This is a genomic window from Pseudoflavonifractor sp. AF19-9AC (assembly GCF_003478995.1).
Classification (GTDB): Bacteria; Bacillota; Clostridia; order Oscillospirales; family Oscillospiraceae; genus Lawsonibacter.
The window spans coordinates 397,727-413,543 of record NZ_QUGI01000002.1; the positions used below are offsets into that span (position 1 = coordinate 397,727).

General features: G+C 59.4%; 23 protein-coding genes. 2 read left to right on the plus strand and 21 right to left on the minus strand.

The features are described from left to right. Window positions 1–57: 57 nt before the first annotated feature. Both DWX58_RS04765 and DWX58_RS15110 read right to left on the minus strand, forming a co-directional pair. Window positions 58–459, minus strand: a complete 402-nt coding sequence (locus tag DWX58_RS04765) for a hypothetical protein (protein WP_118641822.1) — start codon at window positions 457–459, stop codon at window positions 58–60. 17 nt (window positions 460–476) lie between these two features. After that, a complete protein-coding gene (locus DWX58_RS15110) occupies window positions 477–1,118 on the minus strand; it encodes a hypothetical protein (protein ID WP_147382238.1) in 642 nt (213 codons plus the stop codon). 226 nt (window positions 1,119–1,344) lie between these two features. On the opposite strand from DWX58_RS15110, the gene DWX58_RS04770 reads away from it, so the two are divergent. Further along, window positions 1,345–2,715, plus strand: coding sequence for an aldehyde dehydrogenase (locus tag DWX58_RS04770; RefSeq protein WP_118641823.1), 1,371 nt, complete (start codon window positions 1,345–1,347; stop codon window positions 2,713–2,715). Between the two features lie 276 nt (window positions 2,716–2,991). Here DWX58_RS04770 and DWX58_RS04775 read toward each other — a convergent pair whose 3' ends face one another. From DWX58_RS04775 to DWX58_RS04785, 3 genes are all read right to left on the minus strand, one after another. Further along, window positions 2,992–3,813 carry an amidohydrolase family protein gene (locus DWX58_RS04775; RefSeq protein ID WP_118641824.1) on the minus strand — a complete coding sequence of 274 codons (822 nt, stop codon included), beginning with the start codon at window positions 3,811–3,813 and terminating at the stop codon, window positions 2,992–2,994. Window positions 3,814–3,816: 3 nt separating this feature from the next. Further along, entirely contained in the window at window positions 3,817–4,860 is a 1,044-nt protein-coding gene (locus DWX58_RS04780; protein ID WP_118641825.1) for an acyltransferase, read from the minus strand. Window positions 4,861–4,939: 79 nt separating this feature from the next. Beyond that, window positions 4,940–5,551, minus strand: a complete 612-nt coding sequence (locus DWX58_RS04785; RefSeq protein WP_243093259.1) for a LysE family transporter — start codon at window positions 5,549–5,551, stop codon at window positions 4,940–4,942. 209 nt (window positions 5,552–5,760) lie between these two features. Here DWX58_RS04785 and DWX58_RS15550 point away from each other — a divergent pair, with 209 nt between their 5' ends. Beyond that, window positions 5,761–6,549 (plus strand): hypothetical protein, encoded by a 789-nt coding sequence (locus DWX58_RS15550; protein ID WP_243093260.1) that lies wholly within the window; start codon window positions 5,761–5,763, stop codon window positions 6,547–6,549. A 329-nt stretch (window positions 6,550–6,878) separates the two neighbouring features. On the opposite strand, the gene rplQ is transcribed toward DWX58_RS15550, so the two are convergent. The 16 genes from rplQ to rplF all read right to left on the minus strand — a co-directional run bounded on the left by rplQ (window position 6,879) and on the right by rplF (window position 15,810). Then, window positions 6,879–7,223: a 50S ribosomal protein L17 gene (rplQ, locus tag DWX58_RS04795; protein ID WP_118641827.1), complete on the minus strand. Its 345-nt coding sequence runs from the start codon at window positions 7,221–7,223 to the stop codon at window positions 6,879–6,881. Window positions 7,224–7,539: 316 nt separating this feature from the next. Beyond that, window positions 7,540–8,493 (minus strand): DNA-directed RNA polymerase subunit alpha, encoded by a 954-nt coding sequence (locus tag DWX58_RS04800; protein WP_118641828.1) that lies wholly within the window; start codon window positions 8,491–8,493, stop codon window positions 7,540–7,542. A 132-nt stretch (window positions 8,494–8,625) separates the two neighbouring features. Further along, a complete protein-coding gene (gene rpsD / locus DWX58_RS04805; RefSeq protein ID WP_118641829.1) occupies window positions 8,626–9,228 on the minus strand; it encodes a 30S ribosomal protein S4 in 603 nt (200 codons plus the stop codon). A 20-nt stretch (window positions 9,229–9,248) separates the two neighbouring features. Then, window positions 9,249–9,650, minus strand: coding sequence for a 30S ribosomal protein S11 (gene rpsK, locus DWX58_RS04810; RefSeq protein ID WP_118641830.1), 402 nt, complete (start codon window positions 9,648–9,650; stop codon window positions 9,249–9,251). Between the two features lie 13 nt (window positions 9,651–9,663). After that, window positions 9,664–10,032 (minus strand): 30S ribosomal protein S13, encoded by a 369-nt coding sequence (gene rpsM / locus DWX58_RS04815; RefSeq protein WP_118641831.1) that lies wholly within the window; start codon window positions 10,030–10,032, stop codon window positions 9,664–9,666. A gap of 18 nt (window positions 10,033–10,050) precedes the next feature. Further along, window positions 10,051–10,164 (minus strand): 50S ribosomal protein L36, encoded by a 114-nt coding sequence (gene rpmJ / locus DWX58_RS04820; RefSeq protein ID WP_008982609.1) that lies wholly within the window; start codon window positions 10,162–10,164, stop codon window positions 10,051–10,053. Window positions 10,165–10,410: 246 nt separating this feature from the next. Continuing rightward, the gene (infA, locus tag DWX58_RS04825) at window positions 10,411–10,629 is read right to left on the minus strand and encodes a translation initiation factor IF-1 (RefSeq protein ID WP_020989775.1); all 219 of its coding nucleotides are present in this window, start codon (window positions 10,627–10,629) and stop codon (window positions 10,411–10,413) included. Then, a complete protein-coding gene (locus tag DWX58_RS04830; protein ID WP_118641832.1) occupies window positions 10,611–10,904 on the minus strand; it encodes a KOW domain-containing RNA-binding protein in 294 nt (97 codons plus the stop codon). Before DWX58_RS04830 ends, infA begins: the two co-directional genes overlap by 19 nt. 5 nt (window positions 10,905–10,909) lie before the next feature. After that, window positions 10,910–11,668 carry a type I methionyl aminopeptidase gene (map, locus tag DWX58_RS04835; protein WP_118641987.1) on the minus strand — a complete coding sequence of 253 codons (759 nt, stop codon included), beginning with the start codon at window positions 11,666–11,668 and terminating at the stop codon, window positions 10,910–10,912. 5 nt (window positions 11,669–11,673) lie between these two features. Beyond that, window positions 11,674–12,306, minus strand: coding sequence for an adenylate kinase (locus DWX58_RS04840; protein ID WP_118641988.1), 633 nt, complete (start codon window positions 12,304–12,306; stop codon window positions 11,674–11,676). Between the two features lie 22 nt (window positions 12,307–12,328). Then, complete coding sequence (gene secY, locus DWX58_RS04845) at window positions 12,329–13,711, minus strand: preprotein translocase subunit SecY (protein ID WP_118641833.1); 1,383 nt, start codon at window positions 13,709–13,711, stop codon at window positions 12,329–12,331. 2 nt (window positions 13,712–13,713) lie between these two features. Then, a complete protein-coding gene (gene rplO, locus DWX58_RS04850) occupies window positions 13,714–14,154 on the minus strand; it encodes a 50S ribosomal protein L15 (RefSeq protein WP_118641834.1) in 441 nt (146 codons plus the stop codon). A gap of 16 nt (window positions 14,155–14,170) precedes the next feature. Then, window positions 14,171–14,353: a 50S ribosomal protein L30 gene (rpmD, locus tag DWX58_RS04855; RefSeq protein ID WP_118641835.1), complete on the minus strand. Its 183-nt coding sequence runs from the start codon at window positions 14,351–14,353 to the stop codon at window positions 14,171–14,173. A 14-nt stretch (window positions 14,354–14,367) separates the two neighbouring features. Next, complete coding sequence (rpsE, locus tag DWX58_RS04860) at window positions 14,368–14,868, minus strand: 30S ribosomal protein S5 (RefSeq protein WP_118641836.1); 501 nt, start codon at window positions 14,866–14,868, stop codon at window positions 14,368–14,370. Window positions 14,869–14,887: 19 nt separating this feature from the next. Continuing rightward, a complete protein-coding gene (rplR, locus tag DWX58_RS04865; RefSeq protein WP_118641837.1) occupies window positions 14,888–15,247 on the minus strand; it encodes a 50S ribosomal protein L18 in 360 nt (119 codons plus the stop codon). Between the two features lie 17 nt (window positions 15,248–15,264). Then, a complete protein-coding gene (gene rplF / locus DWX58_RS04870; RefSeq protein WP_118641838.1) occupies window positions 15,265–15,810 on the minus strand; it encodes a 50S ribosomal protein L6 in 546 nt (181 codons plus the stop codon). Window positions 15,811–15,817 lie beyond the last annotated feature (7 nt).

Genomic DNA, 15,817 nt, shown 5'->3' on the forward strand with positions numbered 1-15,817 from the left:
GGCTTCTCGCCGGGGCGTAACATCTGCTTTTTCTTTTCCAACCTTTCCGGAAGATCGTCAATCGGCCTTTGCCGCGGAGTAGGGGAAAAAGAGCGTGCACAGCTGGTTCTCCCCGTCGTAGAGCCAGAAGGTGCCGTCCTCGGCCAGGGTAAGCACCTGGGTGGGGACCCCCTGGACGCCGGTGAGCAGATAGCGGCTCCCGTCCAGCTTCTCCAGCCGCCCGGACCGCTCCAGCGTGTCTGTCTCGCCGGCCCGGGACCGGGTGAGGGTGAACTCCAGGGTCTCCGGGCGAATCCGGGCCTCATAGAGGTACCCCTCGTCCAGCTGGGTGAAATAGCCCTCCTCCAGCTCCGGGGAGGGCTGGATCTCCCCCCGGTAAAACAGCGCCACAAGGCCCATGGCCGCCAGAATCGACAGAACATATACGGGAAGCGGAATTCGGATTTTGCTCCATTTCATAACAGATTTTATTGTTCTCATTTCGTTTTAACAAGAGTAATAATCGGAGTTCCGATTTCTTCCTGGAAATACATTGTATCCCATAGTTCTGTTTTCCCTGTTTGTATATGCGTTCGATAAATTAGAACTTGACGGACTTCTACTCTTTTTGTTACTTGAATATTATAATATCCAGGGCCGTCAGATGCCATTTTTATAATGCCAATCGTCCCGCCGCTTGAAGTACTTTGTGTAAACCCTACCTTAATTGTAACAGTAATGGATTTATAAGGTGCTGTAAAAACTACTTCTTGAGATGCCGTTGATGAATCAGAAGAATCAATCCATACCAATCCATCATACCCATCACCCTCTAAATAAAATCCATCATCATCGTCATACTCATTATCGGCATAAGATGTAATATTGGTGTACTTGTAATTGGTTTCAGTATTGTATGTGTAATATCGATCATCTCCCTTAGGTTCAATAGGCGCGTAAGCTTTTATATATTCTTCGATATACCTTTCAATTACCATCTCTTTGTCTTCTGGCGCAATATGGGAAATATCGATCACAGATTTCTCATCTACAGAAGTTGATTGAGACATTGCAGACGCTGGGATAGACAACATCATAAACATTGCACACGATAAGCACAGAGAAATTATTTTTTTCATATAATTACCCCCCAAATTTTCCCATTAAAAATTCCGCTTATCTGCTTCAACCTATTAATATTATCTCTTGTTCATTAGCTAACTCCTTTCTTTAACATGCGTCCGTAAAACCGAAATCCTTCTGTCTCTTCTATGATAATTTTATTATTTTTATCATATTTGTCAATATTTTTTGTTAATTCTATTATTTTTTTGTTGTTTATGTCATTTTTGAGAGGAGTTTTTTATGAACCTTTCATCTCTCGTCTCCGCCCAGCGCGCCTACTTCCGCACCGGCGCCACGCTGGACCTGGCCTTCCGTCAACAGGCCCTGGAGACTCTGGAGGAGGCCCTCCGGGCCCGGGAGGGCGCCCTGCTGGACGCCCTCAAGGCGGATTTGGGCAAGTCGGCGGGGGAGGGCTATCTCTGCGAGGTGGGCCTCACCCTGTCTGAGCTGTCCTATGTGAAGAAGCACTTCCGCCGCTGGGCCAAGGCCAAAGGGGTGGCCACCCCCATGTCCCTCTTTCCGGGCAAAAGCTTCACCCTGCCCCGCCCCTACGGGGTGTCCCTCATCATGGCCCCCTGGAACTATCCCATCCTCCTTTCCCTGGAGCCCCTCATCGGAGCCATTGCCGCGGGCAACTGCTGTATTCTGAAGCCCTCGGCCTACGCCCCCGCCGCCTCGGCGGCCCTCCGGGAGCTGGTGGAGGCCTGCTTCCCCCCGGAGTATGTCTCAGTGGTGGAGGGCGGCCGGGCGGAAAATCAGGCCCTACTGGACCAGCACTTCGACTATATCTTCTTCACCGGCGGGGTGGAGGTGGGCAAGCTGGTGATGGAGAAGGCGGCCCGATACCTCACCCCTGTCACCCTGGAGCTGGGGGGCAAGAGCCCCTGCGTGGTGGACTCCACCGCCCGGCTGGACCTGGCCGCTCGGCGGATCGTCTTCGGCAAGCTTTTAAACTGCGGCCAGACCTGCGTGGCCCCCGACTACCTGCTCATCGACCGGCGTGTGAAGGACGCCTTCCTGGAGCGGGCGGAGCACTGGATTGGCCGCCTCTACGGCAAAAACGCCCTGGACAACCAGGGCTACGTCCACATGATCAACGAAAAGCACTTCCACCGGGTGTGCTCCCTCATTGACCCGGACAAGGTGGTCTTTGGGGGCGGCTGGGATGAGGACACCCTGCGCATCCAGCCCACCGTTCTGGATAGCGTCAGCCCGGAGGACCCGGTGATGCAGGAGGAGATCTTCGGCCCAGTGCTGCCTGTCATCCCCTTCGACTGCCTGGAGGAGGCGGAGGACTTTATCCTGGACCGCCCCCGGCCCCTGGCCCTCTACCTCTTCTCCCAGGACAAGGCCGTCCGGCGCCGCTTCGTGGAGCGGGTGCCCTTTGGCGGCGGCTGCATCAACGACACCATTCTCCACCTCACCAATCCCCGCCTGCCCTTCGGCGGCGTGGGCAACAGTGGCATGGGCCGCTACCACGGCAAATACAGCTTTGACACCTTCTCCCATGTGAAGGGGGTGCTCCAGTCCTCCTCCCGGGTGGACCTGCCGGTGCGCTATCCGCCCTACACCCCGGAGAAGATGAAGCTGGCCCGCCGGTTTTTGAAGTAACAAAAGGGAGTTTCCCCATTTCCCGGGGAAACTCCCTTTTCACAACATAAAAGCCCTCCTGCAAGGAGTTCCGCTGCCCGCAGGCAGCGGAATAAAGTTTAATTTCATCATTTCCGGCGACACAAGATGAATTGCCCCAAGGGGCAAGAGAAGGTCCCCTGGGGGATGCGCGTCGGAAATGACACTTCTCGCGCAAGATGGGTCGACTTTTCCGAAGGAATCGAGGCCCATCTTGCGCGCAACCTTTTCGAAAAAGTGGTTCCACCACTTTTTCGACTACAGCCCCAAACCGTACACCCGGTTGGCGTTGTGGAAGAATACCTTTTCCCAGTGCTTCTCGGGCACCAGGCCCTTCACAAAGTCGATGTACTCCCCCAGGTTCACAATGGGCCAGTCAGTGCCGTAGAGGATGTCATCCCACTGCCCGATGGCGGTGAGCCAGGTGCGCAGCAGGGACACATACCCCGCCTGCTCCCGGAAGTACTCCTCCAGATTCACCCGCCCCTCCAAGAGGCCGGACAGGTCGGCGGACACGTTGTGGTTTTTCTCCACCACCGCCGCTGCACTCTCCAGGAAGGGGTTGCCGAAGTGACACATGACAAACCGGGTCCGGCGGTGGTCGGCGGCGGTCTCGTCCAGCACCAGGGGGTGGCTGTACTTCAGGTGTGCCTTGGCAAAGGCGGTGAGCCCCATGTGGACGGCCACGGGCTTGTCGTACCTGGCGGCCAGCTGGTAGATGGGCTCATACATGGGGTCGGAGAGCCAGATGTGGTTGTAGCCGGGGTAGAGCTTCACCCCGCAGCAGTTCTCCCGTTTCAGGTGCTCCTCCACCCGGTCGGGGAGGTCGGGAATGGGCCCCTTCTCCTCATTCAGCAGGGTGCTGTCCAGCCCCACGCAGTAGTGAAACAAATCCTCCGGGTAGCTGTGGTAGCCCGTCTCCAAGCTCCGGTTGCCCATCACCACCCCATGGACCATGTTCAGCTCCCCATAGACCTGCCGCAGGTGGTCTGTGTTGTTCTCATGGCCCACCTTTTCGGCCATCCCGTCGGTGGACGGGGAGGAGGGAAACAGATGCAGATGGGCGTCAATGATCTTCATGGTTCAGCTCCTCTTTGTTCTCAGCCCCCGCCGCCATTGGGCCAGCTGGTAAAATACCACCGCCAGCAGGGTGGACAGGGCGGCAATCAGCGGAGTGGTCACCCACCGCCGCTCCATGAGCCAGGCGAAGGCGGCCACCTCTCCCTGCCACTCCTGGACGATGCCGTAAAGGGGGACATGGAGCACGTAAATATAGAAGGTGAGGTCCCGGCCGCAGAAGCAGGCGGTGCGCCGCAGCAGGTCACTTTTTACCACGGGGTTGACCAGGGCAATGGCCATAAGCACTATGGCCAGCAGGGTGGTGCCCAGCAGCACGTCAATGACGTCCACCAGGGAGAACTCCACCATCGCAAGCCCGATGCACAGTCCCGCCCCGATCCACAGCGCCTTCTCTGGCAGGCGGCAAATCCATTCCTTGTGCCGGCCAAACCAGGCGCCCAAGGCAAAGAAGGGGAATCCGTCCAGCCAGGCGTTGCGCACCAGCTTACTCTCCCAGGGCGTTTGCCCCATGAGCAGCTGCCACTCCACGTGGTACATGTGGTAGGCCAGCAGAGCCACCGCCAGCAGGGCCAGCAGGTTATAGGGCAGGGACTTGCCCAGCTTTTTGGCAATCCAGGCCATCACCAGCCACAGTAGGTACACCACAAACTGGGAGGCCAGATACCACATGGGCCAAGAGTAGGGGAGGGGCAGGAGCTGGTTGAACACAATTTCCTTCAGGAAAAAGACGTCCATCCGGCTCTGGAGGTAGGCCTCCACCGTCTGGCCCTGCCGGATAGCCAGCACACAGCCAAAGAGCAGCAGCGCCGCCGACGTGATCAGCAGCAACCACCCGGTCTTGGCCGCACGCCGGGCCAGCACAGCGGGGGATTTCTCGTAGGAGAAGTAGCCGGCCGTGAGGAAAAACAGCACTACCGAAAACTTAGCCAGGGCACACAATGCCCAGCCAAACTGCCCGGGCAGGGGAATGTGAGCCAGCACCACGCCATAGATGGCAATGCATTTGAACAGATCCAGCTTGTCATTGTGTCCGCCGCCTTTGGCCATGGGTTCTCCTCCTCTCCCGGTGTATCTTCCGGGGGTTATTATACCAAATTTCCCGGGTAAAAAAAAGTCCTCTTCCCAGTTAACCCAGGAAGAGGGAAATAGCGCACCAGACCAGCAGCAGGGCCATCACCGTGTTCACCACCCGGGCGTGGCGGGAGAAGCACTGACGGCACAGTGCCCCAAAAGCGGACCAGCAGAGGGTAAACGCAAAGCCGATGAAGGCCAGCAGCAGAGCAAAGGCCAGAAGGGGCAGGGGCTGGCCGTGGTAGACGGGCAGGATGTAGGCCTCCATGGACAAAATGGCGTAGAGGTAGAGCTTGGGGTTGATGAACTGGAGGAGCACTCCGGACCAGAACCCCTCCCTGGAATGGTCCTCCTGAATCTCTCCCGAGTCCCGGAAGATCTCCCAGGCCAAATAGAGCATGTAAGCCGCCCCGGCAATCAGCATGGGCAGCTTGATTTGTGGGATGAGGGTGGACAGCCCGGAGCAGAACGCGGTGCACAGGATCGTCATCAAAGAAAATCCCACCCAGATGCCCAGGTTGAAGGGCAGGGCCTTGCGGAAGCCCAGGCGGCTCCCGTTGGACATGGACATAATGTTGTTGGGGCCGGGGGTGGCGGCAGTAATGATCGCGTAGGTGAAAAACGGGAGCCAGTGCATGGCCCAACCCTCTCCCTTCCAAGGCTGCAAAGCAATTTTCCTCCATTGTGAAGTCCCCGCCCTCTTCTGTCAAGTGGAAACAGCGATTTTCCCCCTGTTTATGCCGGGTACTGCCCCTGCTTACCGTGCCTTGCAGCAGGCGCTTCGCCCTTTTATAATAAAGTGAGGTCACATGGAAACACCGGCAGCTTTTTTGCGTCTATATTGGTAAAGCCCCAATTGAACGGGAGGTGCACCGCATGAAAAAGCAGGGAATCGCAGCCCTCGCCCTGGCCTGTATGCTGGCTCTGGCGGGCTGCGGCAGCAGCAAAAGCATGAACGACATCATAGCCAATGAGCCAAGCATTACCGGAATTGTGGAGGAGGTCCTTGACCAGTCCATTCTCATTCACATTGAAACGGAGGGCTATCCCCAGGGCGCGGATTGCAGCGTTTCTCTGGATGTGGAAAACCCGGACAGCTATACAGACGTATCGGTTGGTGATGAGGTCGTTGTGTACTACAATGGGAATATTGCAGAGAGCGACCCTCTGCAGATCAACACCGTATATGCCATTACGTTAAAAACGCCTGCAAGCAGGCAGTCTGAATGGGACAAAATCCCAATGGTGATGGTAGACGGCAAGCTCTACTATGACACGGGAAAAGAAAGTGCTTTGGACGGCCGCTGCGGTATGATGGACGGAGAAATCACGTCCACCGTTGACGGCTCTGAGATCCCGGTTATGGACAATCAGTCCAATTTTGGAACCGGCTTTGGATACCAGTATGGCCCTGATGATACCCTGGAAATTTTGATCAACGGAACGTGGACGGTGTTTGAGCACCGGGCAGGGGATGGAAGCCAGGTCCGCTTTGGGGACCATTGGGTGGACCGGGAGGGTCTGTCTGAGGAAACGCTGGAATGGCTTGATTGGTACAACGGTCTCTCCCCGGAGGAACAGCGGGCTGTAAGCGCCATTCCCGCAGACTTGTTGGAGGAATGTGGAATTTCCGGTACGGAAGATGCAGAAGCTCCCGCGGATTAACTCCCTGCACACGGGGAAGCCGTTTCTGCTCTCTCAGGTCAGTTCAATCCGGCAACGCAAAAAAGGTCCCGCCCAAATGGGCGGGACCTTTCGTTATCCTGTGATGGATTACACCAGCTGGATGATGGCCATCTCAGCGGCGTCACTTCGTCGTCGCGGGCTTCATATCCCTCAGCCCCGCGCAAGCGCGAGGCCTCGCTCATTCCGCCGCTCCTCCTCTCCCCAGAAAAGCCCTGCGTGCTTTCCCGGGGGCCCCGTTTGTCCCGCCGCGGCAACGCAAAAAAAGTCCCGTCCAAAATGGACGGGACTTTTCGTTATCCTGTGATGGATTACACCAGCTGGATGATGGCCATCTCAGCGGCGTCGCCGCGGCGGGGGCCAATGCGGACAATGCGGGTGTAGCCGCCGTTACGGTCGGCATACTTGGGGCCAATCTCCTTGAAGAGCTTGTTGGCCACATCCTCCTTGGTGATGAAACCAAGGGCCTGACGGTAAGAAGCCAGGGTGTTGTCCTTAGCCAGAGTAATCATCTTCTCGGCCACGGGAGCGACTTCCTTGGCGCGGGTGACAGTGGTCTTGATCTGGCCGTTCTCCAGCAGGTAGGTAACCATGGCACGGAGCATAGCCTTACGCTGATCGCTGGTGCGGCCCAGCTTACGGTTCTTCAGAGACATGAGAAACACTCCTTCGACCTCGCGTGGCGAGATCTGATCAAATTCGTTCATTGGGTTCCAGCGGAACCCGGGACACCCTTTCGGGACGGCCAATGGCCGCACGGGAAGCGGAACGTTACATACCTTCCGCGCTGCCCCTTAGAAGCGCTACCTCCTTTTCAGGAATCCGGCGCTTCGCATTATCACGCTGCGGATTGGGCGCACGGCCGGGTCGACAACTTCTCCGACTACGGGCAAACCCGATCCCGCTGTGCGGGCTCTGGGCTTTGCCCATTCGCTCCGAAGTCTGTCTCCCCTGTGCGCCTATCCTTCGCGCTTAGTTATTGTTATCATCGCTGGCCAGGGACAGGCCCATCATAGCCAGCTTATTGATGACCTCTTCCAGGGACTTGCGGCCCAGGTTCCGGACCTTCATCATCTCTTCCTCGGTCTTGGAAATCAGGTCCTCCACCGTGTTGATGTTGGCCCGCTTCAGACAGTTGTAAGAGCGGACGGACAGGTCCATGTCGTCGATGGTCATCTCCATCACCTTGTCGCGCTGAGTCTCAGCCTTCTCCACCACGGTGGACTTGTTGCCCATGGTCTCGCTGAGGTCGGTGAACAGGGTGAAGTGGTCGCAGAGGATGCGGGCTCCCAGGGACACCGCGTCGCGGGCGTCGATGGTGCCGTTGGTCCACACCTCTAGGGTCAGCTTGTCATAGTCGGTGGCGTCACCCACACGGGTGTTCTCCACGGTGTAGTTGACCTTGCGCACGGGGGTGTAGATGGAGTCCACGGGGATCAGGCCGATGATGGACTGGGCGGGCTTGTTCTTGTCCGCGGAGACATAGCCCCGGCCGTGGGACAGGGTCAGCTCCATGGACAGGGTGGCGTCCGGGCCCAGGGTGGCGATGTGGAGGTCGGGATTGAGGATCTCCACGTCGGCATCCGCCTTGATGTCGCCGGCGGTGACCTTGCACTCGCCCGCGGCCTCAATGTGGACGGTCTTCACGCCTTCGCAGTACAGCTTGGCGATGATGCCCTTCACATTCAGGACGATCTCCGTGACGTCCTCCTTGACGCCGGGGATGGTGGTAAACTCATGCTGGACACCGGCGATCTTGATGGAGGTCACCGCGGTGCCAGGCAGAGAGGACAGCAGAATCCGGCGCAGGGAGTTGCCCAGAGTGGTGCCGTAGCCTCGCTCAAGGGGCTCCACCACGTACTTGCCGTAGGAGGTGTCGCCGGGATTCTCTACACATTCGATACGGGGCTTTTCAATTTCTACCATATGCTAGGATACCCTCCTTATCTCGGCGGCGTCTTCAGGCCGCCTCATTCAGCTCACCAATATCTGAGGGTTGTCTAAGTGGATGCCGCCGGGCCGCTCCGGCCTGAGCCGAAGCGGCCCGGCGGACAGAGATTACTTAGAATACAGCTCGACGATGAGGTGCTCTTCCACGGGGAAGTCGATGTCGTCCCGGGTGGGCATGGCAACGACGGTGCCCTGGAGGGTATTCTTGTTGCGGTCCAGCCACTTGGGCACGTTGACCACGGGGGCATCCTCGCCCAGCAGGCGCTTAAACTTCACAGAGGAGCGGCTCTTCTCCCGGACCTCGATGACGTCGCCGGCCTTGACCAGGTAGGAGGGGATGTCCACGCGCTGACCGTTGACGGTGAAGTGACCGTGGGTGGTCAGCTGACGGGCCTCGCGGCGGGTCTGAGCAAAGCCCAGACGATACACCACGTTGTCCAGACGGCGCTCGATGAGGGTCAGCAGGTTCTCACCGGTCTTGCCCTGCATGCGGGAAGCCTTCTCATAGTACATATGGAACTGCTTCTCCATGATGCCGTAGACAAACTTGACCTTCTGCTTCTCGGTCAGCTGCATAGCGTACTCAGACTGCTTCTTGCGCATCTGGCCCTTGGGGTTACGATTGGTAGTCTTCTTGGCATAGCCCATGGCGGCAGGGGACAGGTTGAGAGCCTTGCACCGCTTGGCAATGGGCTGCATATTTCTGGCCATGTGTCAAAACCTCCTTCTAATCAGACGCGGCGGCGCTTCGGGGGACGGCAGCCGTTGTGGGGAACGGGAGTCACGTCCTTGATCAGGGTGACCTCCAGGCCCACGGCCTGCAGTGCCCGGATAGCGGCCTCACGGCCGGCGCCGGGGCCCTTCACGAAGACCTCGACGGTCTTCAGGCCATACTCCATCGCGGCCTTGGCAGCCGTCTCGGCGGCAGTCTGAGCGGCGAAGGGGGTGGACTTACGGGAACCACGGAAGCCCAGGCCGCCGGAGGAGGCCCAGCTCAGGGCGTTGCCCTGGGCGTCAGTGACGGTGACCATGGTGTTGTTGAAGGAAGAGCGGATATGCACCTGGCCCTTCTCTACGTTCTTACGCTCGCGGCGCTTACGCACCACTTTCTTACCCTTGGTATTCGCAGCCATGTGTTATCCCTCCTTACTTCTTCTTGTTGGCGACGGTACGCTTGGGACCCTTGCGGGTACGGGCGTTGGTCTTGGACCGCTGGCCGCGGACGGGCAGACCCTTGCGGTGACGGATGCCGCGGTAGCAGCCAATCTCAGTCAGGCGCTTGATGTCCATTGCCACGTTACGGCGCAGGTCGCCCTCGACGGTGTACTCATGGGCAATGACCTCGCGCAGCTTGGCCTCATCGTCCTCGGTGAGGTCCTTCACGCGGGTGTCGGGGTTAATCCCGGCCTTGGCCAGGATCTTGTTGGCGCTGGTGCGCCCAATGCCGTAGATATAAGTGAGGCCGATTTCGATTCTCTTCTCTCTCGGCAGGTCAATACCGGCAATACGAGCCATTTTTTACAGCACCTCCAATTAACCTTGTCTCTGCTTATGCTTGGGGTTTTCGCAAATTACCATGACTTTGCCCTTGCGCTTAATGACTTTGCACTTCTCGCACATGGGCTTCACGGACGGTCTGACTTTCATTGTTAAAACCTCCTGATGAATGCCTTTATGGCCCCTCGTCGTCGCGGGCTCCATATCCCTCGCCTCCCCCTACACGGGGAAGGCTCGCTCATTCCGCCGCTCCTCCTCTCCAAATGCGACCCGCTACGCTGGGCTCGCATTTGGGAGCGGCCTTGCGGCCGCTTGTCCCCGCGGGGGGACGGGAGTCTGGTCGGACCCCGGAAGGCAAGGCTTCCGGAGAAAGCCGGACGATTCGGTCGTTGATAGTTACTTAGAACGCCAGGTAATACGGCCTCGGGTGAGGTCGTAGGGTGACATTTGAACGGTCACCTTGTCTCCGGGCAGGATGCGGATGAAGTTCATACGCAGTTTGCCGGAGATATGTGCCAGGATGATATGGCCGTTTCCGATATCCACATGGAATGTGGTGTTGGGAAGGGATTCGGTGACGACTCCCTCCAACTCGATCATATCGTCTTTCGCCAAGCGTGATTCCCTCCTTGAAAGGCGGCCAGCGCCCGTCTCAGTTCCCGGTCAGACACCGGTTTTCCTTCTTTCAGCTTTCCGATGGCCGGATGGTCAAATTCGGCCCGGTCCAGGGGCCGGACGTGGCCCAGCTTTTTCTGCTTGGGGTGGGAGACTTTCCGCCGCTTGCCATCGGCCAGCAGCAGCCGTTCTCCCTCCACGCCCACCACGCAGAACACGCCGCCCTTGTCCCGTCCGGCTTGCGCCAGGACGATCCAGCCGGTGTAGTTGTGCATGGGTTTCACTCTCCGGTGACGGTGAGAATTTCCGGCTCACCGTCGGTGATCAGGATACTGTTTTCATAGTGGGCGGTGAGCGAGCCGTCCAGGGACACGGTGGTCCACTTGTCGGCCAGTACCTTCACCTGCCAGTCTCCGGCGCACACCATGGGCTCCACCGCCAGGGTCATGCCCGGCAGCAGCCGGGGCCCGTGGCCGGCGGGCCCGAAGTTGCGCACCTCGGGGGGCTCGTGGAGCCGGGCTCCCACGCCGTGGCCCACGAAGTCGCGGACGACGGAGAAGCCGTTTTGTTCCACATACGCCTGCACGGCGTGACCGATGTCGGAGACGCGGCAGCCCTGCCGGGCATACTTGATGCCCTCCCAGAAGCTCTGCTCGGTGACCTTGATGAGGCGCATGGCCTCGTCGCTCACCTCACCGCAGGGGTAGGTACCGGCGCAGTCGCCGTGGAAACCGCCGATGTAGGCGCCCACGTCCACGCTGACGATGTCCCCCTCCTGCAGCTTCCGGGGGCCGGGGATGCCGTGGATGACCTGCTCGTTGATGGAGATGCAGGCCGATCCGGGGAAGCCGGCGTAGCCCAGAAAAGAGGGCTTGGCACCGTGGCTTTCGATGAAGCGGCGCACCGCCGTATCGATTTCGTGGGTGGTGACGCCGGGCCGAATCATGGAAGCGGCCAGGGCCCGGGCCTGGGCGGTGATCCGCCCGGCCCGGCGCATAGCCTCAATCTCCCGGGGAGATTTCAGCGAAATGAGTTCCATTGCCATCAGATTCCCAGGGCCTCCACAATCACTTGGGTGGTCGCCTCAATGGTGGGCTGGTTGTCCACCGGGACGAGGACGCCCTTCTGCTGATAGTAGCCTTTCAGGGGCTCGGTCTCGGCATGATAGACCTCCAACCGATGGTGGACGGTCTCAGCCTTGTCGTCGTCCCGCTGAATCAGCGCGCCGCCGCAAGTGTCGCACACGCCCTCCTGCTTGGGGGGCTTGGCCTTCACATGGTAGGGGGCTCCGCACTTGGAGCACACCCGACGGCCGGACATACGCTGTTCGATCTCTTCATCAGAGATCTCGATGGACAGCACATGATCAAAGGTGATGCCGTGCTGGTCCAGGGCCTCGGCCTGGGGCAGAGTGCGGGGCACCCCGTCCAGGATAAAGCCGTTCTGGCAGTCGGGCTGGCTGAGCCGCTCAGCCACGATGCCGATGATCACGGAGTCAGGCACCAGCTTGCCGGCGTCCATATAGGACTTGGCCTGCAGGCCGATTTCGGTACCCTCCTTGATGGCGGCGCGTAAGATGTTGCCGGTGGAGATGGTGGGGATGCCCAGCTTGGTGCTGAGGATCTCCGCCTGAGTGCCTTTGCCGGCGCCGGGGGCGCCCAGCAGGATCAGCTTCATTCCCATGACAACCTACTCCTTCTTACTCCAGGAAGCCCTTGTAGTGCCGCATCAGCATCTGGGCTTCCATCTGCTTGACGGTCTCCAGGGCGACGCCCACCACGATGATGACGGAGGTGCCGCCGATGGCCAGAGAGCTGTACCCAACAAGGTTGCCGGTGATGATGGGGGCGATGGCAACCACGGAGAGATACAGAGCGCCGAACATGGTGATCTTGGACAGAACCTTGGTGATGAAGTCGGCGGTGGGCTTGCCGGGACGGAAGCCGGGGATAAAGCCGCCGTTCTTCTTCAGGTTGTTGGACACCTCAATGGGGTTGAACTGCATGGTAGCGTAGAAATAGCTGAAGCCCACAATGAGGAGGAAATAGAGCACGCTGTAGAAGGGCTTGCTGGTGTCAAAGAGCCGCATCATGCCGCCGCCGAAGCCCTCGCTCTTCACCGTCCAGCCGGCGAAAGCGCCGATGGTGGCAGGCAGGGAAGCGATGGACTGGGCAAAGATGATGGGCATAACGCCGGACATGTTCACCTTCATGGGGATGTGGGTGGACTGGCCACCGTACATCTTGCGGCCCACAACGCGCTTGGCGTACTGCACGGGCAGACGGCGCTCGGCGTTGGAGATGAAGACGATGAACACAACCAGAGCCAGCATGCCGATGACGATGAGAGCGATCATCCAGGGGGCCAGGGCCTGCTTCAGGTAGGCGGCGGCCTGGTCGGCGGTGAAGCCGGCCTCGGTGAGGGTCTCAGTGGTCACGGTGCCCTGACGGACCTGGTTCCACAGGGTGACGCCGCTGATGCAGTCGCCCACCATGCGGGGGAACCGGGACACGATGCCGGCGAACAGCAGAATGGAAATGCCGTTGCCGATACCGAACTCGGTGATCTGCTCGCCCAGCCACATCAGGAAGGCAGAACCGGCGGTGAAGGACAGGACGATGACGACGCCCACCCAGATGGCATTCATGCTGCCGGTCTCAACAAGGCCGTAGCTCTTGATGAGGGAGTAGTAGCCGAAGCCCTGGAGAAGGGCGATGGCCACGGTGGTGTACCGGGTGATGGAGGCAATCTTCTTCCGGCCTTCCTCGCCGCCCTCCTTGGCCAGCCGCTCCAGAGCGGGGATGGCCACGGTGAGCAGCTGGATGATAATGGAGCTGTTGATATAGGGCTGGATGCTCAGGGCGAAGACGGTGGCCATGGAGAAGGCGGAGCCGCTCATGGCGTTCATCAGGCCCAGGATGGTGCCGCTCTGGAGAGCCAGGTGCTGCTCCAGGGCAGCGGAATCGATATAGGGGACGGGGATAGCGGAACCCAGGCGGAAGATGAGCAGAGCGAAGACGGTAAAGAGCATCTTCTTGCGCAGCTCAGGCACGGCCCAGGCGTTGCGGATTGTCTGAATCATACTCAGACCACCTCCACCTTACCACCTGCAGCTTCGATCTTTTCCTTAGCGGAGGCGGAGAAGGCGGAAGCCTGGACGGTCAGCTTCTTGGAGATGCTGCCGTTGCCCAGAATTTTAACGCCGTACTGGCACTTGGACAGGATGCCCTTCTCCAGCAGGGCCTGGGCGTTGACAACAGCGCCATCCTCGAACTTGTCGAGAGCGGAGACGTTCACAGCCTCCAGGGGCTTGGCAAAAATGTTGTGGAAGCCCCGCTTGGGGATGCGGCGGGCCAGAGGCATCTGGCCGCCCTCAAAGCCCACGCGCACGCCGCCGCCAGAACGGGCCCACTGGCCCTTGTGGCCGCGACCGGCGGTCTTGCCGTTGCCGGAACCGGCGCCGCGGCCCTTGCGGTAAGCCTTGGTGTTGGAGCCGGCGGCGGGGGAGAGTTCATGCAGATTCATTGTCTCGCGCCTCCTTTTAGTTTTCCTCGGTAACCTGGAGCAGGTAGCCGATGTGGGCGATCTTGCCGCGGGTAGCCTCGTTGTCGGGCTGCACGGTGGTGTCGCCAATCTTACGGAGGCCCAGGGCCTCGGCGGTCGCCTTGTGCTTGGCAATGCGGCCGTTCAGGCTCTTGACCAGCTTAATGTTCAGATTCGCCATTGTGAATGACCTCCTTAACCCACGATCTCTTCCACGCTCTTGCCGCGGGTACGGGCCACTTCCTCGGGGCTGCGCAGGGACTTCAGGCCCTCAAAGGTAGCGGAGACCACGTTCTGCGGATTGTTGGAGCGCAGGCACTTGGTACGGATGTCCTTGATGCCGATGGCTTCCATCACGGCACGGACGGGGCCGCCGGCGATTACGCCGGTACCGGGAGCAGCGGGCTTCATCAGCACGCGGCCGGCGCCGAACTCGCCGATCACCTCGTGGGGAATGGTGGTGCCGGACAGGGACACGGTGATCATGTTCTTCTTGGCGTCCTCGATGCCCTTGCGGATGGCCTCGGGCACCTCAGCGGCCTTGCCCAGGCCGAAGCCCACGCGGCCCTTCTCGTCGCCAACCACCATCAGGGCGGAGAACTTGGCCACACGGCCGCCCTTGACGGTCTTGGATACACGGTTCAGATAAACCAGCTTCTCAACGAACTCGCTGGGCTCTCTTTCAAATCTAGCCATTTTGTTGTTTCCTCCTCCCTTAGAACTGCAGGCCGCCCTCACGGGCGCCCTCGGCCAGAGCCTTCACGCGGCCGTGATAGACATAGCCGCCGCGGTCGAAGACCACGGTCTCAATGCCCTTGGCCTTGGCGCGCTCAGCGACCAGCTGGCCAACCTGCTTGGCGGCGTCGGTCTTGGTGCCGTCGCAGGCGAAGTCCTTCTCCAGGGAAGAAGCGGAGACCAGAGTCTTGCCGGCCACATCGTCGATGATCTGGGCATAGATGTTGGTCTCGCTGCGGAAAACGTTCAGGCGGGGACGCTCGGGCGTGCCGGAAATCTTGGCGCGCACGCGCTTATGGCGCTTAAGCCGCTGGGAACGAGTATCGGGTCTGTTGATCATAGTGGCACACCTCCTTCTTACTTCTTGGCGCCGGTCTTACCAGCCTTGCGGCGGATGACCTCGTCGGTGTATTTGATGCCCTTGCCCTTATAAGGCTCGGGTGGACGCTTCTCTCTCACTTCGGCGGCAAACTGGCCCACCTGCTGCTTGTCACAGCCGTGGATGATGATCTTGTTGGGGCCGGGCACCTCGATGGTGATGCCGGGGACCTCCTCCATGGTGACCTGGTGGGAGTAGCCCAGGTTCATAACCAGCTTGTTGCCCTCCTTGGCCACACGGTAGCCAACGCCGTTGACGTCCAGCTCCTTCTTGAAGCCCTCGGTCACGCCCAGAACCATGTTGTGGATCAGGGTGCGGGTCAGGCCGTGCAGAGCGCGGTTCTCCTTAGCGTCGTTGGGGCGGGTGACATGCAGCACGTTCTCCTCGATGGCAATAGCCATGTTGGGGTTGAACTGCTGGGTCAGGGTGCCCTTGGGGCCCTTGACGGTGACAACGTTGTTGTCCTCTACCTTAATCTCCACTCCGGCGGGAATGGCGATAGGAGCTCTACCAATTCTAGACATTCCTATA

Bases quoted from the DNA above. Each gene is read 5' to 3' on its own strand.
- DWX58_RS04765 (WP_118641822.1), bottom strand. From the start codon at position 459: ATGAAATGGAGCAAAATCCGAATTCCGCTTCCCGTATATGTTCTGTCG.
- DWX58_RS15110 (WP_147382238.1), bottom strand. From the start codon at position 1,118: ATGAAAAAAATAATTTCTCTGTGCTTATCGTGTGCAATGTTTATGATG.
- DWX58_RS04770 (WP_118641823.1), top strand. From the start codon at position 1,345: ATGAACCTTTCATCTCTCGTCTCCGCCCAGCGCGCCTACTTCCGCACC.
- DWX58_RS04775 (WP_118641824.1), bottom strand. From the start codon at position 3,813: ATGAAGATCATTGACGCCCATCTGCATCTGTTTCCCTCCTCCCCGTCC.
- DWX58_RS04780 (WP_118641825.1), bottom strand. From the start codon at position 4,860: ATGGCCAAAGGCGGCGGACACAATGACAAGCTGGATCTGTTCAAATGC.
- DWX58_RS15550 (WP_243093260.1), top strand. From the start codon at position 5,761: ATGAAAAAGCAGGGAATCGCAGCCCTCGCCCTGGCCTGTATGCTGGCT.
- rplQ (WP_118641827.1), bottom strand. From the start codon at position 7,223: ATGTCTCTGAAGAACCGTAAGCTGGGCCGCACCAGCGATCAGCGTAAG.
- DWX58_RS04800 (WP_118641828.1), bottom strand. From the start codon at position 8,493: ATGGTAGAAATTGAAAAGCCCCGTATCGAATGTGTAGAGAATCCCGGC.
- rpsD (WP_118641829.1), bottom strand. From the start codon at position 9,228: ATGGCCAGAAATATGCAGCCCATTGCCAAGCGGTGCAAGGCTCTCAAC.
- rpsK (WP_118641830.1), bottom strand. From the start codon at position 9,650: ATGGCTGCGAATACCAAGGGTAAGAAAGTGGTGCGTAAGCGCCGCGAG.
- rpsM (WP_118641831.1), bottom strand. From the start codon at position 10,032: ATGGCTCGTATTGCCGGTATTGACCTGCCGAGAGAGAAGAGAATCGAA.
- rpmJ (WP_008982609.1), bottom strand. From the start codon at position 10,164: ATGAAAGTCAGACCGTCCGTGAAGCCCATGTGCGAGAAGTGCAAAGTC.
- DWX58_RS04830 (WP_118641832.1), bottom strand. From the start codon at position 10,904: ATGCACAACTACACCGGCTGGATCGTCCTGGCGCAAGCCGGACGGGAC.
- map (WP_118641987.1), bottom strand. From the start codon at position 11,668: ATGGAACTCATTTCGCTGAAATCTCCCCGGGAGATTGAGGCTATGCGC.
- DWX58_RS04840 (WP_118641988.1), bottom strand. From the start codon at position 12,306: ATGAAGCTGATCCTGCTGGGCGCCCCCGGCGCCGGCAAAGGCACTCAG.
- secY (WP_118641833.1), bottom strand. From the start codon at position 13,711: ATGATTCAGACAATCCGCAACGCCTGGGCCGTGCCTGAGCTGCGCAAG.
- rplO (WP_118641834.1), bottom strand. From the start codon at position 14,154: ATGAATCTGCATGAACTCTCCCCCGCCGCCGGCTCCAACACCAAGGCT.
- rpmD (WP_118641835.1), bottom strand. From the start codon at position 14,353: ATGGCGAATCTGAACATTAAGCTGGTCAAGAGCCTGAACGGCCGCATT.
- rpsE (WP_118641836.1), bottom strand. From the start codon at position 14,868: ATGGCTAGATTTGAAAGAGAGCCCAGCGAGTTCGTTGAGAAGCTGGTT.
- rplR (WP_118641837.1), bottom strand. From the start codon at position 15,247: ATGATCAACAGACCCGATACTCGTTCCCAGCGGCTTAAGCGCCATAAG.
- rplF (WP_118641838.1), bottom strand. From the start codon at position 15,810: ATGTCTAGAATTGGTAGAGCTCCTATCGCCATTCCCGCCGGAGTGGAG.